Annotated in this window: 14 protein-coding genes; 7 read left to right on the top strand and 7 right to left on the bottom strand. The window is 67.8% G+C overall.

The genetic code is table 11. The annotated features are described in order from the left end of the window. Positions 1 to 5: 5 nt before the first annotated feature. Positions 6 to 410: a hypothetical protein gene (locus tag ACIHA7_RS37360; RefSeq protein WP_397296420.1), complete on the bottom strand. Its 405-nt coding sequence runs from the start codon at positions 408 to 410 to the stop codon at positions 6 to 8. A 232-nt stretch (positions 411 to 642) separates the two neighbouring features. Between ACIHA7_RS37360 and ACIHA7_RS37355 the strand changes: the two genes are divergently transcribed. The 3 genes from ACIHA7_RS37355 to ACIHA7_RS37345 all read left to right on the top strand — a co-directional run bounded on the left by ACIHA7_RS37355 (position 643) and on the right by ACIHA7_RS37345 (position 2,523). Further along, positions 643 to 786, top strand: a complete 144-nt coding sequence (locus ACIHA7_RS37355) for a carotenoid oxygenase family protein (protein ID WP_397296418.1) — start codon at positions 643 to 645, stop codon at positions 784 to 786. A gap of 205 nt (positions 787 to 991) precedes the next feature. After that, a complete protein-coding gene (locus ACIHA7_RS37350; protein WP_397296416.1) occupies positions 992 to 2,134 on the top strand; it encodes an FAD-dependent oxidoreductase in 1,143 nt (380 codons plus the stop codon). Positions 2,135 to 2,265: 131 nt separating this feature from the next. Continuing rightward, on the top strand, positions 2,266 to 2,523 hold the full coding sequence (locus ACIHA7_RS37345; protein WP_397296414.1) for a hypothetical protein: 258 nt from the start codon (positions 2,266 to 2,268) through the stop codon (positions 2,521 to 2,523). Positions 2,524 to 2,744: 221 nt separating this feature from the next. On the opposite strand, the gene ACIHA7_RS37340 is transcribed toward ACIHA7_RS37345, so the two are convergent. Next, complete coding sequence (locus ACIHA7_RS37340) at positions 2,745 to 3,419, bottom strand: winged helix-turn-helix transcriptional regulator (RefSeq protein WP_397296413.1); 675 nt, start codon at positions 3,417 to 3,419, stop codon at positions 2,745 to 2,747. 84 nt (positions 3,420 to 3,503) lie between these two features. Here ACIHA7_RS37340 and ACIHA7_RS37335 point away from each other — a divergent pair, with 84 nt between their 5' ends. After that, positions 3,504 to 4,304 carry an alpha/beta fold hydrolase gene (locus ACIHA7_RS37335; protein ID WP_397296411.1) on the top strand — a complete coding sequence of 267 codons (801 nt, stop codon included), beginning with the start codon at positions 3,504 to 3,506 and terminating at the stop codon, positions 4,302 to 4,304. Positions 4,305 to 4,663: 359 nt separating this feature from the next. Here ACIHA7_RS37335 and ACIHA7_RS37330 read toward each other — a convergent pair whose 3' ends face one another. Genes ACIHA7_RS37330 through ACIHA7_RS37320 form a run of 3 tightly spaced genes read right to left on the bottom strand, consistent with a single transcriptional unit; the run spans position 4,664 to position 13,180 of the window. Then, a complete protein-coding gene (locus tag ACIHA7_RS37330) occupies positions 4,664 to 5,350 on the bottom strand; it encodes a hypothetical protein (protein ID WP_397296409.1) in 687 nt (228 codons plus the stop codon). Beyond that, positions 5,347 to 6,750: a condensation domain-containing protein gene (locus tag ACIHA7_RS37325; protein WP_397296407.1), complete on the bottom strand. Its 1,404-nt coding sequence runs from the start codon at positions 6,748 to 6,750 to the stop codon at positions 5,347 to 5,349. Before ACIHA7_RS37325 ends, ACIHA7_RS37330 begins: the two co-directional genes overlap by 4 nt. A 28-nt stretch (positions 6,751 to 6,778) precedes the next feature. Then, a complete protein-coding gene (locus ACIHA7_RS37320) occupies positions 6,779 to 13,180 on the bottom strand; it encodes a type I polyketide synthase (RefSeq protein WP_397296405.1) in 6,402 nt (2,133 codons plus the stop codon). 262 nt (positions 13,181 to 13,442) lie between these two features. On the opposite strand from ACIHA7_RS37320, the gene ACIHA7_RS37315 reads away from it, so the two are divergent. Next, on the top strand, positions 13,443 to 15,671 hold the full coding sequence (locus tag ACIHA7_RS37315) for an MMPL family transporter (protein WP_397296403.1): 2,229 nt from the start codon (positions 13,443 to 13,445) through the stop codon (positions 15,669 to 15,671). A gap of 9 nt (positions 15,672 to 15,680) precedes the next feature. On the opposite strand, the gene ACIHA7_RS37310 is transcribed toward ACIHA7_RS37315, so the two are convergent. After that, the gene (locus ACIHA7_RS37310; RefSeq protein ID WP_397296401.1) at positions 15,681 to 17,099 is read right to left on the bottom strand and encodes an MFS transporter; all 1,419 of its coding nucleotides are present in this window, start codon (positions 17,097 to 17,099) and stop codon (positions 15,681 to 15,683) included. After that, a complete protein-coding gene (locus ACIHA7_RS37305; RefSeq protein WP_397296399.1) occupies positions 17,096 to 18,079 on the bottom strand; it encodes an alpha/beta hydrolase in 984 nt (327 codons plus the stop codon). The genes ACIHA7_RS37310 and ACIHA7_RS37305 overlap by 4 nt, the downstream gene beginning before the upstream one ends. A 33-nt stretch (positions 18,080 to 18,112) precedes the next feature. Between ACIHA7_RS37305 and ACIHA7_RS37300 the strand changes: the two genes are divergently transcribed. Together ACIHA7_RS37300 and ACIHA7_RS37295 are read left to right on the top strand one after the other, a co-directional pair. Further along, the gene (locus ACIHA7_RS37300) at positions 18,113 to 18,790 is read left to right on the top strand and encodes a hypothetical protein (RefSeq protein WP_397296397.1); all 678 of its coding nucleotides are present in this window, start codon (positions 18,113 to 18,115) and stop codon (positions 18,788 to 18,790) included. Positions 18,791 to 18,993: 203 nt separating this feature from the next. Next, positions 18,994 to 20,499 carry an alpha/beta hydrolase gene (locus ACIHA7_RS37295; RefSeq protein ID WP_397296396.1) on the top strand — a complete coding sequence of 502 codons (1,506 nt, stop codon included), beginning with the start codon at positions 18,994 to 18,996 and terminating at the stop codon, positions 20,497 to 20,499. Positions 20,500 to 20,576 lie beyond the last annotated feature (77 nt).

The raw sequence follows: 20,576 nt of genomic DNA, 5'->3' as shown, positions 1-20,576 counted from the left end.
TCAGCTCAGCTGTCGGATTTCAGCAGTTCCCACGACAGCAGATCTTCCAGTCGGGGGTCCTCCGCCCGCCACGCGCTATACACCGTGTACACGAGGTACGCGAGATCCATTCCGTCGACGCGATACGCCCCGGCGACCCTGGCTCGGTAGTGCTTGTCCGGGCCACCGTCCCGGAACTCGACGTCATAATCGACGTCGACCTCTTCGTCGGCGTCCGGGTTCTGGTCGCCGACGTAATCGAGGTGAATCTGGAAGTAGAACTGGCCCATCGGTTCGCGATCGAGCCTGTCCACGATCGCGAACGGCCAACGTGCGTTCAGGCACGCGAAAAGGTCGTGCACCTGGGTGTCGGTCGGATCCTCCAGTGTCTGTCCGCTCGCGTCGGATGCTCGCAGTTTCAGGGCGGTCACGCGAGCGAGCGTAGTCCGCGATTCGGGAGTCGGCCGCCGTAGACCGCCGCATGCCGTTCGCCGCCAGGCCGGCCACGACCAGAAGCTGCCGAACCCCGCCCACGTTCTCGATGTGCGGGTCCGGCTCCCCAAGTTCGGCACTGCCGCAGACGCTTTCATTCATTCGCCCCGATTCGGTTGGTCGGGTGCGCGGGTTCGCGCAGCCCGTCAGCAGTGCGTGGTGGAACGCGGCGTGGGCCTGCGACCCGCGGACGCCTCCGAACTCCTCGTCCGCGACGCTCACGAGCTGAGCACCGTCGCCGCTGTCCAATTGCCCCGCCGGGTCCCCGGCGGCATCCACGGCTTTTGGATCCCGGCCGAGGCCCTCACGCCATAGGCGTCCCCGGTCGCCAGCGAGGCGGATGCCACGATAGAGTGCCAAGGTCGCGAAAAACGATGCTCCGCGGATCCAGCCGCCGCCGAACATCGCGCATACATCGATGCATGATCGATGAGCGTCTCCTTGCCGAGATCGGGCATCCCGTCCGCTCCCGGCGCTGACCAGCACCGGCGCGTGCCGGCGCACAACTGAGGAGCGCAGTATGCAGAAGACCATCGCCATCGTCGGAGCGGGACTGGGCGGGCTGACGCTAGCCCGGGTGCTTCAGGCTCACGGTGTCGCCACGACGATCTACGAGAGCGAGACTTCGGCGACGACCCGCGCGCAGGGCGGCCTGCTCGACATCCACGAAGAGACCGGACAGGTCGCGCTTCGCGCAGCCGGTCTGTACGACGATTTCCGCACTCTGGTCCGCCCCGGCGAGGACGCCAAACGCGTGGTCGACCGCCACGGCACGATCCTCTTCGACCGACCCGCAGACCCCGATTCGGCCCGTCCGGAGGTGGATCGTGGCGAGCTCAGGCGCCTGCTCATCGACTCGCTGTCGCCCGAGACGATCAGGTGGGGCCACAAGCTTGCCTCGATCCGGCACCGTCCGGAAGGTGGTTGCGACCTCACGTTCGCGAACGGTTCCGCCGCGCGCGCCGACATTGTCATCGGCGCGGACGGTGCCTGGTCGACGGTGCGTCCGCTGCTCACCCCTGTCACGCCTCGCTACAGCGGAACCTGCTTCATCGAAATAGCCCTTGCCGCAGGCGATCCGAACCATCGGGCCAGCGTGGCCGCGATCGGCAGCGGTACTCTCATAGCGGCCGGGCCGGGCAAAGGCATCACCGTCCATCGCTACGCCAACGGGCTCGTGCGCGGCTACGTGGTGCTGAACAAGCCCGAGGGGTGGATGAGATCGATCGACTTCGGCGACCCTGCCGCCGGCCTCCGTGAGGTCTGCGACGAGTTCGACGGCTGGTCACCGCTGCTCACCGCTTTCGTGACAGCGAGCGACACGAAACCGTTACTCCGACCCATCTATGCCCTTCCCGTCGGGCTCGAATGGGACAGGACGCCTGGCGTGACGCTCGTCGGCGACGCCGCGCATCTGATGTCACCCTTTGCCGGCGAGGGCGCGAACCTCGCCATGTACGACGGTGCCGACCTGGCAGGCAAGCTGGTCGAGCAACCCGACACCGAGGTCGCGCTCGCCGCCTACGAAGCGCGGCTATTCCCGCGCAGTAGCGAGGTCGCCGGCCACTCGGCACGGAACCTGGAGATCTTCTACGGCCCGGACGCACCGCGGAGCGTAGTCACTCTCTTCGATAACCCCCGCGCCACGCTCCTGGGCGGGTGATGGAACCGCGGTGCGAAAGTTGTTGTCGCAGAAAGTGTCCCAGTCATCCTCATCTTCTGGCTCGTTCGTCAACATCTCCAGCTCCCTCGGAGCGAGAGCTGCACCGGCTGCGCTCCGCCTGGTTTGGGGGCATGACCGCAGCGACGGGCCTTGCTACCCTCACGGCTTATCGCATCAACGTGGAGGATCTCTTGTACCGTCCCGTGCTGAATGTCATTGTCGGTGGTTCGCTTGCTGTCGCGCTCGCCATGCAGCCCGCACTCGCTGCGGCCGCACCGAACGGTCCTTCGGTGGCACTACCCACCCCGACCCGGATCACCGCCCCGTTCGACCCCATCTGCCCGCTCTGCTTCATCCGTGAATTCATCGAAAGCGGTTCCGCGCGCTGACAATCCGTCCGAGCGGGGCGAACAGGACGCTACTCGCCCGGCCCGGGATCGACTGGCGGTCCACCCGTCGGGACTCGAGCAAATCGCGCAGCAAGTTCACCAGCTTCACTGACCTGCGCGCAGCAATACCGAACGGTTCTGCGCCGCAGTCGGTCCCGACGCGCCGGACGTCCGCGCAGCGGCATGTGTTCCCGGCAAAGGTTGTCGAGGGTGCCGAGCGATCAGTTGCCTGGTTGCCATAAGCCGGATGTGCTTCCACTGCTGGGTTGGGAAGAATGCAGCAGGTGCTCGGCGGTGTCGCGGTCGCCGGTGATGGTCAGGTCGCCTGACCGTTCGGCGTCGGTGACTGTGCGTTCGGCGAATACGAGTGACTGCAGAGTCGTCCTGGTCGTGGTGATGGTGGCGTCGGCGTCGTCGACCTCGGCACGTTTGGCCAGAAGCTGCCTGTCCTTGATCGTCAGCCGGAAGTGGTCATCGTCGAGGCGCAGATGGACGATCGCGTCCCGGGGGGCCGCCTCGTCAACGGTGAACCTGCCCGTCAAGGCGATGATCAGGGCGTCGACTCCGAGTTCCGGCCGGGTGGTGTCGCCGAGGGGGGCATGCTCGCCCCATCTGCGCAGTGCCGTCAGTACGGGCTCGAGTTCACGACCACGGTCGGTCAGTTCGTAGGCCGAGGTACTGCTTGGTGCGAACCTGCGCCTGCGCACCAGGTTCGCGTGTTCCAACTCGCGCAGGCGTTGTGACAGAACGTTTTCGCTGATACCGGGCAGTCCGCGGCGCAGGTCGCTGAACCGTTTCGGACCGAGTAGTAGTTCGCGCACCACAAGCAGTGCCCAGCGCTCTCCGATGATGCCCAGCGCTCGGGCGATGCCGCACGGATCGTCATAGCCACGCATCAGGCCATTCTATAGAAGCGCTTGCTTTTTCGCAGCGACCACTCCTAAGATAGGAGTGACTGATCGGTACTGGTAGGAGGTTCGATGGCACAGGTGAGATCGAACGACGGCACGGTGATCGCTTACGACCGCAGCGGAGCGGGGCCGGCGGTCGTCCTCGTCGGCGGCGGCCTCGACGATGGCTCGGAGAACGCGGCGATCGCCGCGGAGCTGGCGCGACACTTCACCGTGTACAACTACGCACGCCGAGGTCGCGGCGGCAGCGGCGACACTCCTCCCTACTCCGTGGCGCGCGAGATCGACGACATCCAGGCGCTGATCGGCGCCGCCGGTGGTTCGGCGCACGTGTTCGGCGCCTCTTCCGGTGGCGCGCTGGCGCTGGAAGCCGCAGCCGCCGGCTTGGCGATCGACAGGATCGCGGTGTACGAGGTGCCCTACATGAGCGACGCGATGATGGCCACGCACTGGTCGACCTACGTCGACCACTTGACGGTCGCACTGGCCGAGGGGCGGCATTGGGACGCGGTCGAGCTGTTCATGCGGCTGGCCGGCTCGTCCGACGACGAGGTGGCCGCCGCACGTAACTCGCCATTCGCGCCTGGTTTGAGAGCCTTGGCTCCCACCCTCGCCTACGATGCGGCCTGCCTCGGCGACGGACTCCCGCCGGTCACCCGACTGGCCCGCGTGATGCAACCCGCCCTGGTAGCGACGGGGGGCGTCCCTGACCAGCACATGCAGGGCCTACAACCCGGCTTTTTCGACGCCGCGGCAGACACCATCACCGCGGCACTGCCCAACGCCGAGCGTCGAATCATCGAGGGACAGTCGCACGTCGCCGATCCGTCGGTGTTCGCGGCTGTCCTGGTGGAATTCTTCACCCAATGAAGTTTTGCAACCGATGACCGATTCACCGGGTCCCGACAGCGACGAAACACACGCACATCGGTGCGGGTTCAGGCGGTCGTTCACCAGGCCCGGATCGGCGCTGCCGAGAAGGTGACCTACCCGGCACCTCCTCGGCAGCTCGTATCCGAACCGGCACACCGTGATCGGACGTCACCGCGTACCACGACACAATTCGGTGCCGACCGCCCGATGGATGGGTTGGGATCCCTCGGGGCTGGAGATAGCTACGCGGGCACTGACATACCGGAGATCGAGGGCAACGTCACCGCGCAGTGGTGACAAGGCGGCACCGAGGGCCGGCGAAAGGGACGAGTTCCGGCCTCGTTGGTTCGTTGTTCTCAGGCAACCAGTTCCATCACCCCGCGGGGATCCCATGGCCTCGGCCCGGTCGGGAAGCTGAACCGGACCGTCCGGTGTGGCGGCGCCGCCTCGACGTGCACGGTCGCCGCGGGAAGGAATCCGCTGAGCATCTTCTCCAGCATCGGGTTCAGGCCGGAGAGCCGGGGCCGCAGGCGGAGCTGCCAGCAATCGATCGGGCCGATCGGAGCGTCGACAACGGTGCGGTGTTCGACCTTGACGCACACCGGGATGTGTACCGAGAAGGCGAGCCACAGTGCGACGTCCGTCTCGGCACCTTCGGTGAAGTGGAGGCCGCGCAGCAGCGTCAACCCACCGGCGAGTGGCATGAGTTCGGCGGGGAAGGGGGCGATCCCCTCGCCGAGCTGCAGGTGTGTCGTGTCGATGAAGTGCGCTTCTTCGCGGCTGACTACGGTTGCGCCGGAACGTGTTTCGGCCCGGTAGCCCGCCGCGCGCATGTGGTCATCGGTCCGCTGGAACCGCTGCTCGACGGTGATCGCGAAGGCGCCGTCGCCGGAGTTCGCCTGGATGATGGACAGGTACTCGTCGCGATCGTGCCCGATCACGCTGATGATGTCGAGCGTGGCGGGCTGGCTAGCGACCCCGACGGTGTAGACGGATTTCTCCCCGTCAGGAATGCCGGGATCGCGAAAGATCAGGGCGCTCATCGGTTCTCCTGCCCGGCCGCGGTCGCGAATTCCGCCCGGAGTCGGGTGACATAGCGTTCGACGGATTCGTGGGCCACGGTGGTGTCCGGGTAGATGACGCTCAGCGTGGTCTCGGACGCCAGCCGGTTGATCCAGATCAGCACCTGTTCGGAGGCGGCGCGATTGGTGTACAGCCCGCAGCAGGCGGTGTCGAAGAACTCGTTGCCGAGCAGTTCGCGGGTGTCGACGTAGGAGATCATCGGGCACGCCCAGCCCGGGCTCAGGTCCAGATCGGAGTCGGCGGGCAGTAGTTCGATCACCCGTTGGAAGGAGGTGGTTGTGAGGCGCAGCCCGTTCTCGTAGGCGTGCTGGGCCAGCTTCACGACCCGGTCGAAGGAGCTGGACAGGCCCAACGGAAACGCCACCGGCAGCAGCGTGACGTACCAGCCGACCGAGGCCCGCTCGGCGGCGGTGCTGCGGGTGGTCACCGGTGTCATGCCGAAGTAGTAGTCACTGTGGGTGAGTTCGCGTTCGGCCAGGGCTGCCGCGGCGAAGATGCCGCCGACGAATTCGGCGCCGTTCGCGCGGCACCGTCGCTCGAAGCGAACGGCGGTGTCCTCGTCGAACAGCGTCACCGTGCGGTGGGCACTGCGGGTATAGGGGCCGGTGTGTTTGCCCAGATCCAGCGGGAAGACGGGCAGGCTGCCGCCGTTGCCCCGGATCAGTTCCAGCCATTTCTGCACGCCGGGCGAGGTGAGCGACATGGTTGCCGTGTATGCCCGCTCGGCCGTGCAATAGTCGAGATAGCTGGCCGCGGGCGCGAGTAGGTCCGGGGTCTCGTCCCACACTTCGCGGGCGTAGAGCAGGGCGAGATCGAACCCGGACAGGTACTGCCCGAACCCATCGGTGTGCAGATGGTCGAACGCGAGATAGAGCGTCGTCGAATCGTCCCGCTCGATCACCCCGAAGGTGAAGCAGTCCCAGTCGAAGGGTCCCGGCGTCGTTTTCTGCACGTGGTCGCGGACCGTGTCCGGATCGTCGACCCAGCCGCAGTCGATCGGCACGAACTCGACGTCGGCCTCGGGGACAAGGTGCCGCACGATCGCGCCGTCGGCCCCGATCCGGAACCAGGTCCGGAAGGTGTCGTGCCGCAACAGGAATGCGTTGACCGCGCGGGTCATCGCGTGCCGGTTCAGCTCGCCGGTCGGGATCTCGGCGGTCACCAGGCACAGCCCGGAGTACCGGAACTCCGCGGCGGCGTGCCTGCGGGCCAGTCGCAGGTATTGCTCCTGCTGGTGCGAGGGCGGGGCCGGGTGGACCGGTGCCAGCCGGGCGCGGGCCGCCGACTCCGGCGACGCCGTCCAGGTGGTCAACCGGCCGGGCGCCGGCTCCCATTCATCGATCAGGCCGAAATCGACCATGCCACAACCTCTTTTCGACGACGGCCGGTCATGCGGGAGCCCCCACGGGGACCGGAACCGCCTCGGCGGCACCGTTGGCACGCGCGTCACCGATCAGCGCGGCCGGGTTCGGTGCGGACTGTGCCTTGGCGGACTCCGCGGCCAGGATCAGCTCGGCCACCTTCGGTCCGGCCTGCTCCAGGCTGAAGGACCGGCCCATCTGCAGCGACATCAGGTCGATGCCGAGGGTCTTGGTGACCCGGGCGCCGAGCTCGACCGCCATCAGCGAGTCCAGGCCGAGTTCGGGCACCGGAACCGTCATATCGATGGATTCGACCGGCACGCCCATCACCACGGCGAGTTCCTCGGCCATCTTGCGGGCCACGAAAGCGCCGCGTTTGCCCTCGTCGATCGCGGCCACCTCGGCACGCAGCTGGGCCAGCTCCGAGGTGTCCTTGGCCGAGACCTGCGCCAGCGCGATGGTGCGCCCGGTGCGGGTCAGCTGCGGGAAGGTGCCGGTCAGCTTGGCCCAGTCGGTCGGGATGATGCCTGCCCGCGAAATCCCCAGGCGCAGAGTCTGTTCCAGGTACGCGGTGGCGTCGGCCATGTCGATCGGGTCGAAGCCGACCAGGTCGAGGTACTTGACCGCGGTCTCGTCGGCAGCCATGCCGCCGGTCGCGCCGGACAGATGCCCCCAGCCGACACACAGTGCCCGCTGGCCCGCCTTGGCCCACTCCTGGGCCATGGTCTCCACCGCGACGTTGGCCGCGCAGTAGTTGTACTGACCGTAGATGCCGTACATCGAACCGCCGGAGGAGCACAGCACGAACATGTCCAGGTCGATCCCGGCGTCGGCCACCACTTCGTGCAGCACCCTGGCGCCGTGCACCTTGGGGCGGTACACGATGTCCAGTTCCTGCCGAGTCATGGCGTCCAGGCGGTTGTCGGCGACCGAACCGGCCGCGTGGAATACACCGCGCAGCGGACGGTCGGGGGCATCGGCCCGGCCGACGATCGCCGCCATCGCGTCCGGATCGGTGACGTCGGCCAGCTCTTGCAGCACCTCGACACCGGCGGCGTGCCAGGCCGCGAGCTGACGCCTGGCTTCCTCGGTGCGCGCGCCACCGCGGCCGACCAGCACCAGCCTGCGCGCGCCGCGCAGGGACAGCCAGCGCCCGATGGCCATCCCGAATCCGCCGAAGCCGCCGGTGATCAAATAGGTTCCGTCCGAGTGGATGTCGACCTGCGGCAGATGCGGCCGCACTGCGGGCAGCGCCGAATCCATCCGCAGGGCGATGCGGGTCAGGCCGGTCGAGCGGATGGTCTCCTCGAACGCGCTCGCCACGTCGTCGGTCTCGAACAGCCGGTAGGCCAGCGGCGTGTAGGTGCCTGCGAGGACCTTTTCGTAGACCCGCTGCAGCAGCGCGATCAACCGTTCCGCGTCGGCGGCGACCAAGCGGTCCAGATCCATGGAGTAGTAGGCCACGTTCTTGTCGAAGTTGGCCAGCTCGAGCAGTCCGCCCGTGTAGATGTCGGCCTTGCCGACCTCGACGATGCGACCGAACTCGGCCAGGGCGTTGAAGTTCTGGCGCAGGATCTCACCGGGCGCGCTGCTGAGCACGACCTCGACGCCCTTGCCGCCGGTGAGCGCGAGCACGTCGTCGACGAAGTTCAGCGAGCGCGAGTCGAGCGCGTGATCGGCGCCGAGCGAAAGGATGTGCGCGCGGCGTTCGTCGGTGCTGGCCGTGCCGATGATCCGCGCGCCCCGGTCCTTGGCGACCTGGATGGCGGCCGTGCCGACGCCGCCGGCGGCCCCGTGGATCAGCACCGTCTCTCCGGGTGCCAGCCGCGCCAGATCGTGCAGTGCGTATTCGGCGGTGCCGAAAGCGATGGTGCTCGTGCAGTACGCGGGGTCTGCGTCCGCGGGCAGCGGGATGGCCCGTGCCCGCTCGACCACCACGTAGCGCTGCATCATGCCCTTGGTCGCGATGGCGACCAGATCGCCCACCGCGAGGTCGGTGATGCCGGACCCGACCCGCACCACCTCGCCGACCCCCTCCATGCCGGGCACGGTGCCGAAGTAGGTCGGTGCCAGCTCGCGTTCGCCGAGCAGCCCGATGACTTTCAGCGGGTCCTTGTAGTTCAGGCCGATGACCTTCATCCGGACCTCGAGCCGGCCGGGTCCCGGTTCCGGGCGCGGGCACTGCCGCCAGGCCAGCGCCGACAGCACGCGAGTGCGGGGCAGCTCCAAGGCGAAGTTGGCCTGCGGGTCGGTCAGTGGTTCAGCGGTGTCCAGCGCCTCCAGGCGATCGGGCAGCGGCTTGGTCACCAGTGGGGTCCACCGGGTGTCGGAGCGGAGGGCGACCTCGTCGGTGTTGTCGCTCCAGAATGCCCCGGGGACAGCGAGTTCGGTGACCAGGTCGGCTGTCTCGGTCTCGGGTGCCACGTCGATCAACCGCCAGCGCAGTGCGGTCTGCTCGTTGAGCAGCACTCGGTGCGCGCCGGCGAGGGCGGCATGATGCGGGTCGGCGACGGCGGGATCGTCCGGTATCGCGAACGCGCGTTCGGTCACCAGGGTGGCGTGGCACTGGCCGTCGGCGAACCGCTCGGCCGCCTGCTCGGGCTGCTCGGGGTAGGCGAAGCCGTTGACCGCCACGGCGATCCGCTGCAATGTCCACAATTGGTCGATGTCGTCCGCGGCGGTGTCGGCCACCACGACGACGTGCAACCGCTGGGTGTTCTCGGCGCGCGCGGCCGCCAGCAGCTCGGTCAGGCCGGCCGCTGGCTCGTCGCCGGGCACGGCACGGTGCAGCCGCGCACCGGGCAGCGCCTCGGTCAGTGCGCGCGCCCGGCGCTCGGCGTCGCCGAGCGCGACGACCACCGTGCTCACCGAATCCTGCGGCAGCGCGGTCGGATCCAGCGGATCCCTGGCCCGCATGGTCTCGATGTAGAAGAAGTCGGCCATCCGGCGCAGCGGATCCTGGCCCGGCGTGAGCGCGCCGATCTGCAGACCGCCCAACCGCATCACCAGGTTGTGTTCCTCATCGAGCAGATCCACGTCGGCCCGCAGCCGCGCCCGAGGATCGCGCCGGGCGACCACGGTGATCCGCTCGGGCAGCGGCGCCACCACACGCACGGATCCGACGCCGACCGGCACCAGGGTGCCCTCGTCGACCCGGGATTCGGCGAACAACAGCGCCGCGGTCTGCATCGCGGCGTCGACGACGGCGGGGTGGGCGAAATGGCCGGAGCCCGCGGCGATGCCGCCGTCCACGATCGCTGTCGCCGCGTCCCTGCCGACCCGCGCGGACAGCACGCGCTGGAACGACGGACCGTACTGCAGGCCTGCCGCGGCCAGGCCGCGGTAGAACAGCTTCGGGTCGACGTCCACGCCAGCCCCGACATCCGGGACCTCGACCCGGGTCTGCTTGTAACTGCCGGTCAGCATGCGGCCGGTCGCGTGCAGCGTCCACGCGGTGCCGGTGGCCGAACGCGAGCGGATCAGGAAGCGACCGCTGGCCTCCTCCACGGTCAGCGAGACCAGCGGGACATCCGGCGCTCCCATGATCAGCGGCGCCACGAACCGGACCTGCTCCAGCGCAACACGTTCCACGCCGAGACGTTTCGCGGTGGCGCTGAGCGCCGCGTCCAGGTACGCCGCGCCCGGCATGATCTTGACCCCATTGACGACGTGATCGGCCAGCCACGGCAGCAATTCGGTACCGACCTGCAGCAGCCAGTCCGGCCTGCCCTCGATGTCCGGGTCGCCGAGCATGGCGTAACTGCCGGGCGTGCCGAGCCTGGCCTGTTCGAACAGCGGCAACGCCGAGTACAGCCGGGTCCGCTGCCACGGGTAGCGCGGCAGCGGCACGTGCGGCGTCGCGGCCCGCCCGGGCGGGAAGAGCGCGTCGAGGTCGAGCACGCCCGCGCCGTAGAGGCCGATGAGGGTGCGCCGGATGCTGTCGGAGTCGCGCTGCTTGCGATCCAGCGTCGGCACTGTGGTGCCGTTGACGTCCGCGCCGAGCAGTGTCTCGCGGATGTTGCCCGACAGCACGGGGTGCGGACCGACCTCGAGAAAGACCCGGCGCTCGGCGATGAGCGTGCCGATGGCGTCGGCGAAACGCACCGGCTCGCGCACGTTGGCACACCAGTACTGCGCGTCCCAGTCCGGTCCGGTCACCTGCTCGCCGGTGACCGAGGACACCAGTGGCACGTGCGGTGCCTGGGGTTCGAGCTCGGCGAGCACGTCGCGCAGCTCGGCCAGAATGGGGTCCATCAACCGGCTGTGATACGGCACCTCGACCCGCAGCGGTCGCGCGAAAACCCCTTCCTCGGTGAGCTTTTCACCGATCTCGTCGAGTCGGTCGACGTCGCCGGACAGGGTCAGCGAGCTCGCGCTGTTGATTGCGGCGATATCGACCCGAGGATCGTCGGCGACGAGTTCGTGCGCCTGTTCGCGCGACAGGCCCACGGCGAGCATGCCGCCGGACCCGGCGGTGCTCGCCTGCAGACGGGCACGATGGTAGGCGACCAGGACCGCGTCGCGCAGCGAGAGCATGCCGCTGACGTAGGCCGCGGACACCTCGCCGACACTGTGGCCGACGATGGCCGCGGGCTCGATGCCGTACCGCGCGAGTTCGCGCACCAGCGCCACCTGCACCAGGAAGTTCGCGGGCTGCGCGACCTCGGTGCTGGTGACACGCGAGTGCTCTTCGGGCTTCAGCAGTTCCTCGATGATCGACCAGCCCGCGATCGCGCGGAACTCGTCATCGATCTGCCGGGCGGTCTCGGCGAAAACGCCCTCGGCGCAGAGCAGTTCGCGGGCCATACCCCACCACTGCGGGCCCATGCCGGAGAACACGAACACCGGCTCGGTGGTGCGCGCGACGATGGTGCGCACCGCGTCGCGGCCCTCGCCGCCCGCGAACGCGCGCAGGTCACGGACCAGCTCGTCGGTGTCGCCGAGCAGCATGCCGGTGCGGAACTGGTGGTGCGCCATCCTGGTCCACGCGGCTTCGGCCAGCCGGTGCGGTTCCACGCCCGCGGTGATCAGATCGGCGAACCGGCCGGACAGCGCCCGCGCCGCGGCGGTGCTGCGCGCCGAAATCGGCAGCACGCCATAGTGTTCGGGCGCCGCCGCGGCCTCGACCACGGTGGCGGGCTGGTATTCCCGCAGGATGGCGTGCGCGTTGGTGCCGCCGTAGCCGAAACCGTTCACCGCGATGGTCATCGGCGGGGCGTCCGCGGGCAGCGGCTCGGCCTCGGTCTGCACGTGCAGGCCGAGCTCGTCGAAGGGAATGTCGGGGTTGGGCTTGTCGATCCAGCCCTGCGGCGGGATGGTGCGGTGCTGGATGGCCAGCGCCGCCTTGATCACACTGGCGACGCCTGCCGCTGCCTCGGTGTGCCCGATGGTGGACTTCACCGAGCCGACGCCCAGCGAGCGTGTCCGTTTGTCCGGGACGCCGTAAACCTTTCCCAGCGCGCGCAATTCGACCGGATCTCCGACCAGTGTGCCGGTGCCGTGCGCCTCGACGTAGGTGATCGACTCCGGTGCCAGCCCGGCCCGCGTGCACACCGCGCGCGCCAGGGACTCCTGGGAATCGGCGTTCGGGACGGTGATCGCGGTGGTGCGGCCGTCCTGGTTGGCGCCGGTCGCCTCGACCACGGCATAGATCCGGTCGCCGTCGCGCACCGCGTCGTCGAGCCGCTTCAGCGCCACCATGCCCGCGCCCTCGCCGCGCCCGTAGCCGTCCGCGCCGGCGTCGAAGGATTTGCAGCGCCCGTCCGCGGCGAGGAAACCGCCTTTGCACATCAGGACGAAGGTCTCCGGCTGCAACATGACGTTGACGCCGCCCGCCAGCGCAACCGCGCAGTCACCGTTCGCCAGCGCCTGACACGCCAGATGGAAGGCCACCAGCGACGACGAGCACGCGGTGTCGACCGTGATCGCGGGCCCGACCAGGTTGAGCGCGTAGGCGATCCGGTTGGACAGCATGGTGTAGGACGCGCTGGCGGGGGTGTGCATGTCGGTGTGGAACAGCGCGGGGCCCACCACACCGATCACCGATTGGTCGACCACGAATCCACCCACGTAGACCCCGACCGAGCCGCCTGAGGCGCGCCGCGCGATCCCCGCGTCGTCGAGCGCCTCCCACGTGACCTCCAACATCAGGCGCTGTTGCGGGTCGAGCACCGTGGCCTCGCGCGGCGAGATGCCGAAGAAGTCCGGATCGAACTCCCAGGGATCGGTGGTCATAAACGCGCCGCGCTTGGTGTAACTGCGGCCGGGGGTGCGCGGTTCCGGATCGTAATAGCGGCGATAGTCCCAGCGATCGCCGGGCATATCGATCACCCCGTCGCGCTTGTCGAGGACGAATTCCCAGAAAGTGTCCGGTGAGTCGATCCCGCCCGCGAAACGGCAACCGATTCCGACAATCGCGATATCCGACATGACATCCTCCCGGGCCGGAACGGGCTGAGCACCAATCATTTTCCGGCACCCTGTGAATAGGCGCAGCTGACAATGCGCTTACATTAACGGTCATCACAGCGGCGCTCTCGGTTTCAGGGACACCTCACAATCTGGTCGCGACAAGTTTGTGGAATTTCGAGCACGCCCGAGGACGCGGCGTGAAACCAATTGCGATCGCATATGTTTCACGTGACCGGCCGGTGTGCCGGGCCAGGATCGCGGGGTCGGAAAGGCTGCGAAGTTGAGCGAGTTCACCCACTGGATAGATCTGCTCGTCCGGCGGCGGTTCAGCGTGCTCGTCCTGGTGGTCGGCGGCCTGCTCGCGCTCGGCGTCTACGGCCTCGGACTGCACAGCCACCTCAGCGTCAGCGGCTGGGACGATCCCGGCTCCGAGTCGGCGAAAGCCGCGCGACTCAAAGACCACGCGTTCGGCAACGATCACGTCGCCGACCTGTTGCTGCTGTTCCACGCACCCGCGGGCGCGACCGTCGACGATCCCGGCTTCGCCGCCACCGTCACCGCCCACCTCGACAGCCTGCCGCAACGGTTCCCGGACGAAATCATCGCGGTCAACGGCGCCTACTGGGAAACCGAGACCGGTCTGGCCGTGCCGGAGATCTTCGGCACCGAGGACCGCGAGCACGCCTTCGCCTCGATCGCCGTCCGCGGCGACGACGACACCACCGTGCTGAACAACTACCGCGAGATCGCCGACGAGCTGACGCTTCCCGGGGTCGAGATGGAGATCGCGGGCGGGCAACCGGTCGCACTCGCGCTCAACGACACCATGGCCCACGACCAGCGCCGCATGGAACTGATCGCGATCCCGGCGGTCGCGCTGCTGCTGTTTTTCCTCTTCGGCGGGGTCGTCGCCGCGGCGCTGCCGCTGGCCGTCGGCGGGCTGACCGTGCTCGCCGCGTGGGGGATCGTTCGGTTTCTGACCACCTTCATGGAGGTCAACTCCTTCGTCTCGCCGGTGGTTTCGATGATCGGGCTGGGCCTGGCCATCGATTACGGACTGTTCATCGTCAGCCGGTTCCGGGAAGAACTGGCCGCAGGCCGGGACGTACCCGACGCGGTGCGACGCACGGTCGCGACCGCGGGTCGCACGGTGGTGGTCTCCGCGACCATCGTGGTGGCCGCGGCGGGCGCGATCCTGCTGTTGCCGCAGGGGTTCCTGCGCTCGTTCGCGCTCGGCGCGATAGCGACGGTCGCGCTCGCGGCGGCGATCTCGGTGACCGTGCTGCCTGCCATGCTGGCCGTGCTCGGCCGCCGCGTGGATTGGCTGGGCTTCAATCGATTTCATGCCCGTCGGGCCGATACCGACCAGCGGAACAACCCGTGGGGCCGGATCGCCGGGTGGGTCATGCGGCGGCCGATCCTGGTGGGGGTGCCGGTGGTGACGATCCTCGTGCTGCTCATCGCCCCGGTGCGCGATGTCGCGTTCGGCGGCATCTCCGAGCGTTTCCTGCCGCCGGAGCATCCGACCCGGCTCGCGCAGCAGCACTTCGACGAACTGTTCCCGCTGCGTCAGATCAATCCGGTTGAGCTCGTGGTGATCACGCGCGCCGACACCGACATGGACACGGTGCTGGACACCGCGAACCAGGCGCCCGGCCTGAAAGCGCCCTTCCCCGCGCCGCTGCACGCGCCGTCCCAGCTCGGCGTCTTCACGACCTCGACGGTCGTGCGGGATGCGCGCTCGGCGGACGCGACCATCGACTACCTGCGTGCCATGCCACTGCCGCCGGGTACGAGCATGCTGGTCGGCGGCCAATCCGCCATCGAACGCGACAGTGTGGACGCACTACTGAACCGGATGCCGTGGGTTGTCGTGCTGGTCTTCCTGCTGACCACGGCGCTCATGGTGCTGGCCTTCCGTTCGCTGGTGCTGCCGTTGCAGGCGGGGTTGCTGAACCTGCTCGGGCTCGGCACCACCCTCGGCGTTCTCACCTGGATCTTCGTCGGTGGCAACGGCGCCGGGCTGTTGAACTTCACCCCGCAGCCGATCATGGCGCTCGTTCTGGTGCTGATCATTGCGGTGATCTACGGCCTGTCCACCGACTATCAGGTGTTTCTGCTGGCCCGGATCCATGAGGCACGCAGCGGCGGGGCGGCGAACACCGAGGCAGTGCGCGTCGGTATCGCGCGTACCGGGTGGATCATCTCCGCCGCCGCGCTGATTCTGGTCGTGGTGTGCGGCGCCTTCGCGCTCTCGGATCTGGTGATGATGCAGTACATCGCGATCGGCATGGTCACGGCGCTGGTCATCGACGCGACCGTCCTGCGGATGCTGCTGGTGCCCGCGACGATGCGGCTGCTCGGTGAGTTCTACTGGTGGGCACCCGGCCCGCTGCGCCACGTCAGATCAGCTGGGAGCGAGTCGAAAACCGCGGCGCCGCGAGTCGACGTCGACGAACCGGCCGCCGAGTCCGCGGAGTCGGCGGCCGCCGTGGAGTCGCGCCGGTAGCGCACCGGATCAGGCGGCGGTATTGCGGCTCCACGGCGTCGCCCCGAGAGTCCGGCGATCGGGCAACGCCAGGGTCAGCACACCGAGCCCGAGAGCCGTGACCGCGATCGCGGAGAGCATGGTCATACTGCCGGTCAGCGTGTGCGCCCGGAAGAAGAGCGCGCTGAGCACCGCAAGCCCGACCGAGTTGCCGATCTGCTCGACGGTGGGCAGCAGACCCGACGCCTCACCCATATCGCGGTCGTCCAAGCCAGCGAGCATGATCGGTTGCAGCGGAACACCGAAGACCCCGACCCCGAAGCCCGCCAGAAACACCGGGCCGGTGACCAGCGCGAGGTTCACCGCGCCGTCGCCGATGTAGAGGTAGCCGACCCCCACCGCGACCCAGCAGCCGAAGAACGCGACACCCGCGGCGAGCACCCGAATGCCGAAGCGGTGCACCAGAATCGGCGAGATGAGGGCACCCACGCCGGCACCGATCGCGAACGGTGTCATGGCGGCGCCGGTCCGCAGCACGGAGAAGTGCAGCACATCTTGCAGCAGGATCGACACGGTGAACACGAACGCGGTGAACAACCCGAAGAAGATGGTCACCAGCACCGAGCCGACCGCGAATCCCTTGTCGCCGAACAGATCCAGCCGTACCAGCGCGATGCCGCCGCGCCGCCTGGTCGCCCGCTCGTAGGTCACGAACAGCCCGCCGAGCGTCAGGGCCGCCACGAGATAGGCACCGTGCGCCGGTCGCCAGCCGCCGTGTTGGCTGTCCGACAGGGCGAACAGCAGCAGGAACAGCGCGGCCGTGGCGATGGCGGAGCCGCGCAGATCCAGTGGTGGCCGCTGTGGCGCGGGCCCGATCCGCAGGTACTTCATGGCCAAGCCGATGGCGAGGACACCCAGCGGCAGGTTCATCAGGAAAATGACGTGCCAGCCCAGTCCGAATGGATTCAGGGTGACCAGCGCCCCGGCCACGATCGGGCCGAGCATGCCCGCGAACCCGGCCGTCGCGCCGTACGCGGCGAAGGCGTAGGGCTGATGGTCGCGTCGGAAAGCGGCCGTGATGACCGCGATCGTCTGCGCCGCCATGCCCGCCCCCGCCACCCCCTGAACGACCCGGGCCACCACCAGTTCCATTGCGCTGTCCGACATTCCACACCAGAGTGAGGCAAGGGTGAAAGCGACGGCAGACCACAGGAACATCAGGCGACGACCGAGGATCGCGCCGAGGCGGGCAGCGCTGAGCAGCACGCAGGCGAAGGCCAGCGAATATCCCGCCACCAACCACAACTGCTGGGACTGCGACGCGCCGAGCTCTCCCGTGATCACCGGCAGCGCGGTGGTCACGATGGTGACGTCGATCATCTGCATGAACACCGAGATCAGGCAGGCCCCGAAGGAGCCGAGGGCCACCGCCGCTTCGCCGCGAGTCATGTGAGCGCCTCCTCGAACATCGGCCAGGACTTGTGCAGATCGTCTTGCCAGTAGCCCCACGAGTGGGTGCCGGTGGGTCGCAGATCGAAGGTTGCGGACACGTTCGCCGCACGCAACCGCTCTTGCAACTGGCGGGTGCACAGGGCGGCGACCACTTCTATCGGTGCCCCGAACATGAGCTGGTAGAGCAGCATCACGGGGTCGCCGCCCGCGCCCTCGAAGGTCTCGTTCGGTCCAGGCAGCCCGGTGCCGGCCGCGACATAGACGGCGGTGCCACGCAACTTGTCGGCGTGCACATAGGGGTCGTGCGCCCGCCAGGCCGGATCACTCGGCGGCCCCCACATATTGACGATGTTGCCGCGCTGGGTGGTGACCACGGCCTGGACGATGGCCTGCCCCTTGGGGTCGCTGGTCTGCACACACCCGCTGTAGGAGCCGATCGCCCGATAGAACCCCGGTGCGGCCAAAGCCAATTGGAACACCGAGGTACCCGCCATCGACACCCCCGCGATGGCGTTCGCGCCGGTGCCGCGGAATTCTTGGTCCACCAGGGGCGGCAACTCCGCGGTCAGGAAGGTAGCCCAGCGCTGCTTCCCCAGTATCGGATCATCAGCCCGCCAGTCGGTGAAATAGCTCCCCGCGCCATCCAGCAGGACAACGACATTTACCTGCTTGTCGGCGAAGAACTCGGCGACATCGGTACGGTCGAGCCAATTTCCATCCGTGCCCCCACTGGAGCCGTTGAGCAGATACAAGGCCGGCGCGGGTGCCTCCGGATCCGCCGCCCGCAACAACGTCATCCGCACCACCCGCTCCATCGCCGCCGAATACACCTCGAGCTGTATCCGGCTACCGAGCCCATGGCGAAGGCCCACGATGCGGGACGAGTCCGCCTGGGCAGGCGCGATCATCGATACGCAAGCGAGAAAAAACGAAGCGGCAACAAGCACTATGCCCCTTCGCCGCAATTGTTCGACCATGACCACTCCTGCCCCGGGATAAGACGGCTCCGGTTGGCAGTCAAGAACATGCACAGCGGACACGCTCGGTATCCGAACATTCTTGTGGCCGTTACCAGTCAGGGCGGGGTCTTCATCGAGTGGGTCCACAAAGGCATCCACCAGGATCACCGTTTCGCGCGTGATGGACGGGTATTCGCATTTCAACTCGGAGCCTTTCCCGATGGACTTCCGAGTCTGAGCCATCTGCTTCAGCTCGGTGATTGGCTGGTCCGGGCGAATGCGCGCACGGTCCGCTCGATCGGGGTCGCCTGGTCGATCTGTTGTACGGCGGCACTGACCCGCCCCGACGGCGCGGTCGAATGCTGCGGCCGCGACCTGCCGTCACTGTGCGCACAGATGCCGCGCATGAATTGCTCCCTGCTGCCGGTTCCGCCGAAGAACCCCATCGCAACCCAGCCCGGCCCGTCCGGGGCCGTCGAAAGCGAGTGTGAATTGCTCGGTTTCGAGCAGGGCCTGAAGGCGGTGGTGGCGAGCGTCAGGAGCCCCGGCGGTGCTGCCGAGATCAGCGCTCGCTACCTGGTCGGCGGCGGCAGCAGCGTGGTCCGCAAAGCCGCGGACATCGGCTTCGAGGGCTCGACCGACGAAGGTGGGCACCTGACTTCTCCAAATAGCCGCGGCCACAGGCGATCCGAACCAGCTGCCAGTTGCCAACCGTCGGCAAGCCGGTGATGTCCTCGCCGGTGGTCGGAGATCAGTTTCGCCGTTCCCGGCCGGCGCAAGATCCTGAGCACCGTGTGCTCGGCGCCCAATCCAACTGCACCCCATACGCATTGCTCGGAAACTCTAGTGCCGGAGCCTCGTGACAAAACTCATTTTTCCGGGGCGGATCGTTGGGGTGCGAGCGATAATCGGACAATTAGGAGGGGACTTCGATGAGATTCATTGGCGCGCGCAATATGCGGCTGTTGGTGGTGCTCGGTTGCGGCGCACTGGTTGCCGCGTGCACCGCCACACCAGAAGGCGCACGTGCGGAACCGGACCTCGGCAAGTACTACAGCCAGCGGGTCGAGTGGGGGTCGTGCGCCGGGTTCGCGGGCATCGAAGATACCGGTAACGAGGTGCAGTGCGGGCGGGTGCGGGTGCCGATCGACTACGACAAGCCCGAGGGCAATACCGCGCAGATCGCCGTTTCACGGATGGCCGCGCGTGGGAAGCGGATCGGGGCGGTGGTCGTAATCCCAGGCGGTCCAGGCCAGCCTGGGCTCGGCGTGCCCACGGTCTTCGGGAAGTCGGGGCTCGGTGTGAAATTCGATGTCGTCAGTTTCGACCCGCGCGGGCTCGGCGCATCCACCCCGCTGGTGCGCTGCGTCTCGCAGGAACGGCTCGAGGCGATACAGCTGCGGGCGATGACGGATATGTCGCCGACCGGAGTCGCGAGGTCCGAGCAGGACAATCGCGACTACGTCGCCGAATGCGTCGCGAAGACGGGTACCGAGCTGCTCGGACATCTCGGCACCCGCGAGGCAGTCCGGGATCTCGATATCATCAGGGCCGCGCTCGGTGCGAACCAGCTCAATGCACTGGGCGTCTCCTACGGTTCGCGAGTGGGCTCGAGCTATGCCGAACGCTTCCCCGACAAGGTGCGCGCCCTGGTGCTCGACGCCTCACTCGATCCGGCGGCCCGGATGTCCGACCCGGTCAAAACCAATGCCTCGCTGCAATCGGCATTCCAGACATATGCCGACAGCTGTGTCCAGGAGAGCGCCTGTCCGCTGGGAACCGACAGCGCTGCGGCGACCGACCGGCTACGCAGGCTGATCAACCCGCTCCTGGATCGGCCCGCGGCGACCCGTGACTCGCGGGGACTGAACTATCTCAACGGACTATCCGCAGTGATCTACTCGCTCTACATCCCCCAGCTGTGGCCGCTGGTCACCACGGGGCTGCGCGAGCTTGCCGGCGGCAACGGCGATACCCTGCTCGAACTCTCGGATCAGTTCCGCGGCGTGGTCGACCGCTCGGCAGGGCAGGCAACTCGGTGCCTCGACGAACCGCGTACGACGGATCGAGCAAAGGCCGCCGAGGAGATCAAGCTCGGCATCGACGCGGCGCCGTTCGCCGATACCGGCCGCTTCCAAGGTCAAGCGCCACTGGATGTTTGCGCGTTCTGGCCGGAGCAACCGACCAGTAAGCCGCATCAGATATCCGGGATCGAAGCTCTGCCAAAGGTTCTCGTCGTCGCCACCACTGGCGATCCGGTAGCGCCCTATCAGGGCGGAGTGAATCTGGCTCGCGCCCTGAACGCTTCGCTCATCACAAACGATGGTCCCGGGCACAGCGGATTCCTGCGCGGAATCCACTGCGTGGACAAGCTTGTCCTCGCCTACTTCGAGCAGCTGACCGCACCGGGCGATATCACCTGCCGCAAGAGCTCATAGTCTCGAAATGGGCTGATTTGGCCACCTTGCCAATCTCGACCGATGGCCGGAGTCGATGTCGAGCCCATCACCACCGA

The sequence above is a fragment of the Nocardia sp. NPDC052316 genome, from assembly GCF_044547795.1.
Classification (GTDB): Bacteria; Actinomycetota; Actinomycetes; order Mycobacteriales; family Mycobacteriaceae; genus Nocardia.
Note: the sequence above shows the minus strand (reverse complement) of the source record. Positions and strands in the feature narration are given on the sequence as shown.

Coding starts and splice junctions, on each gene's coding strand:
- ACIHA7_RS37350 (WP_397296416.1), top strand. CDS start 992: ATGCAGAAGACCATCGCCATCGTCGGAGCGGGACTGGGCGGGCTGACG.
- ACIHA7_RS37310 (WP_397296401.1), bottom strand. CDS start 17,099: ATGACTCGCGGCGAAGCGGCGGTGGCCCTCGGCTCCTTCGGGGCCTGC.
- ACIHA7_RS37340 (WP_397296413.1), bottom strand. CDS start 3,419: ATGCGTGGCTATGACGATCCGTGCGGCATCGCCCGAGCGCTGGGCATC.
- ACIHA7_RS37295 (WP_397296396.1), top strand. CDS start 18,994: ATGAGATTCATTGGCGCGCGCAATATGCGGCTGTTGGTGGTGCTCGGT.
- ACIHA7_RS37330 (WP_397296409.1), bottom strand. CDS start 5,350: ATGAGCGCCCTGATCTTTCGCGATCCCGGCATTCCTGACGGGGAGAAA.
- ACIHA7_RS37345 (WP_397296414.1), top strand. CDS start 2,266: ATGACCGCAGCGACGGGCCTTGCTACCCTCACGGCTTATCGCATCAAC.
- ACIHA7_RS37335 (WP_397296411.1), top strand. CDS start 3,504: ATGGCACAGGTGAGATCGAACGACGGCACGGTGATCGCTTACGACCGC.
- ACIHA7_RS37305 (WP_397296399.1), bottom strand. CDS start 18,079: ATGGTCGAACAATTGCGGCGAAGGGGCATAGTGCTTGTTGCCGCTTCG.
- ACIHA7_RS37325 (WP_397296407.1), bottom strand. CDS start 6,750: ATGGTCGATTTCGGCCTGATCGATGAATGGGAGCCGGCGCCCGGCCGG.
- ACIHA7_RS37320 (WP_397296405.1), bottom strand. CDS start 13,180: ATGTCGGATATCGCGATTGTCGGAATCGGTTGCCGTTTCGCGGGCGGG.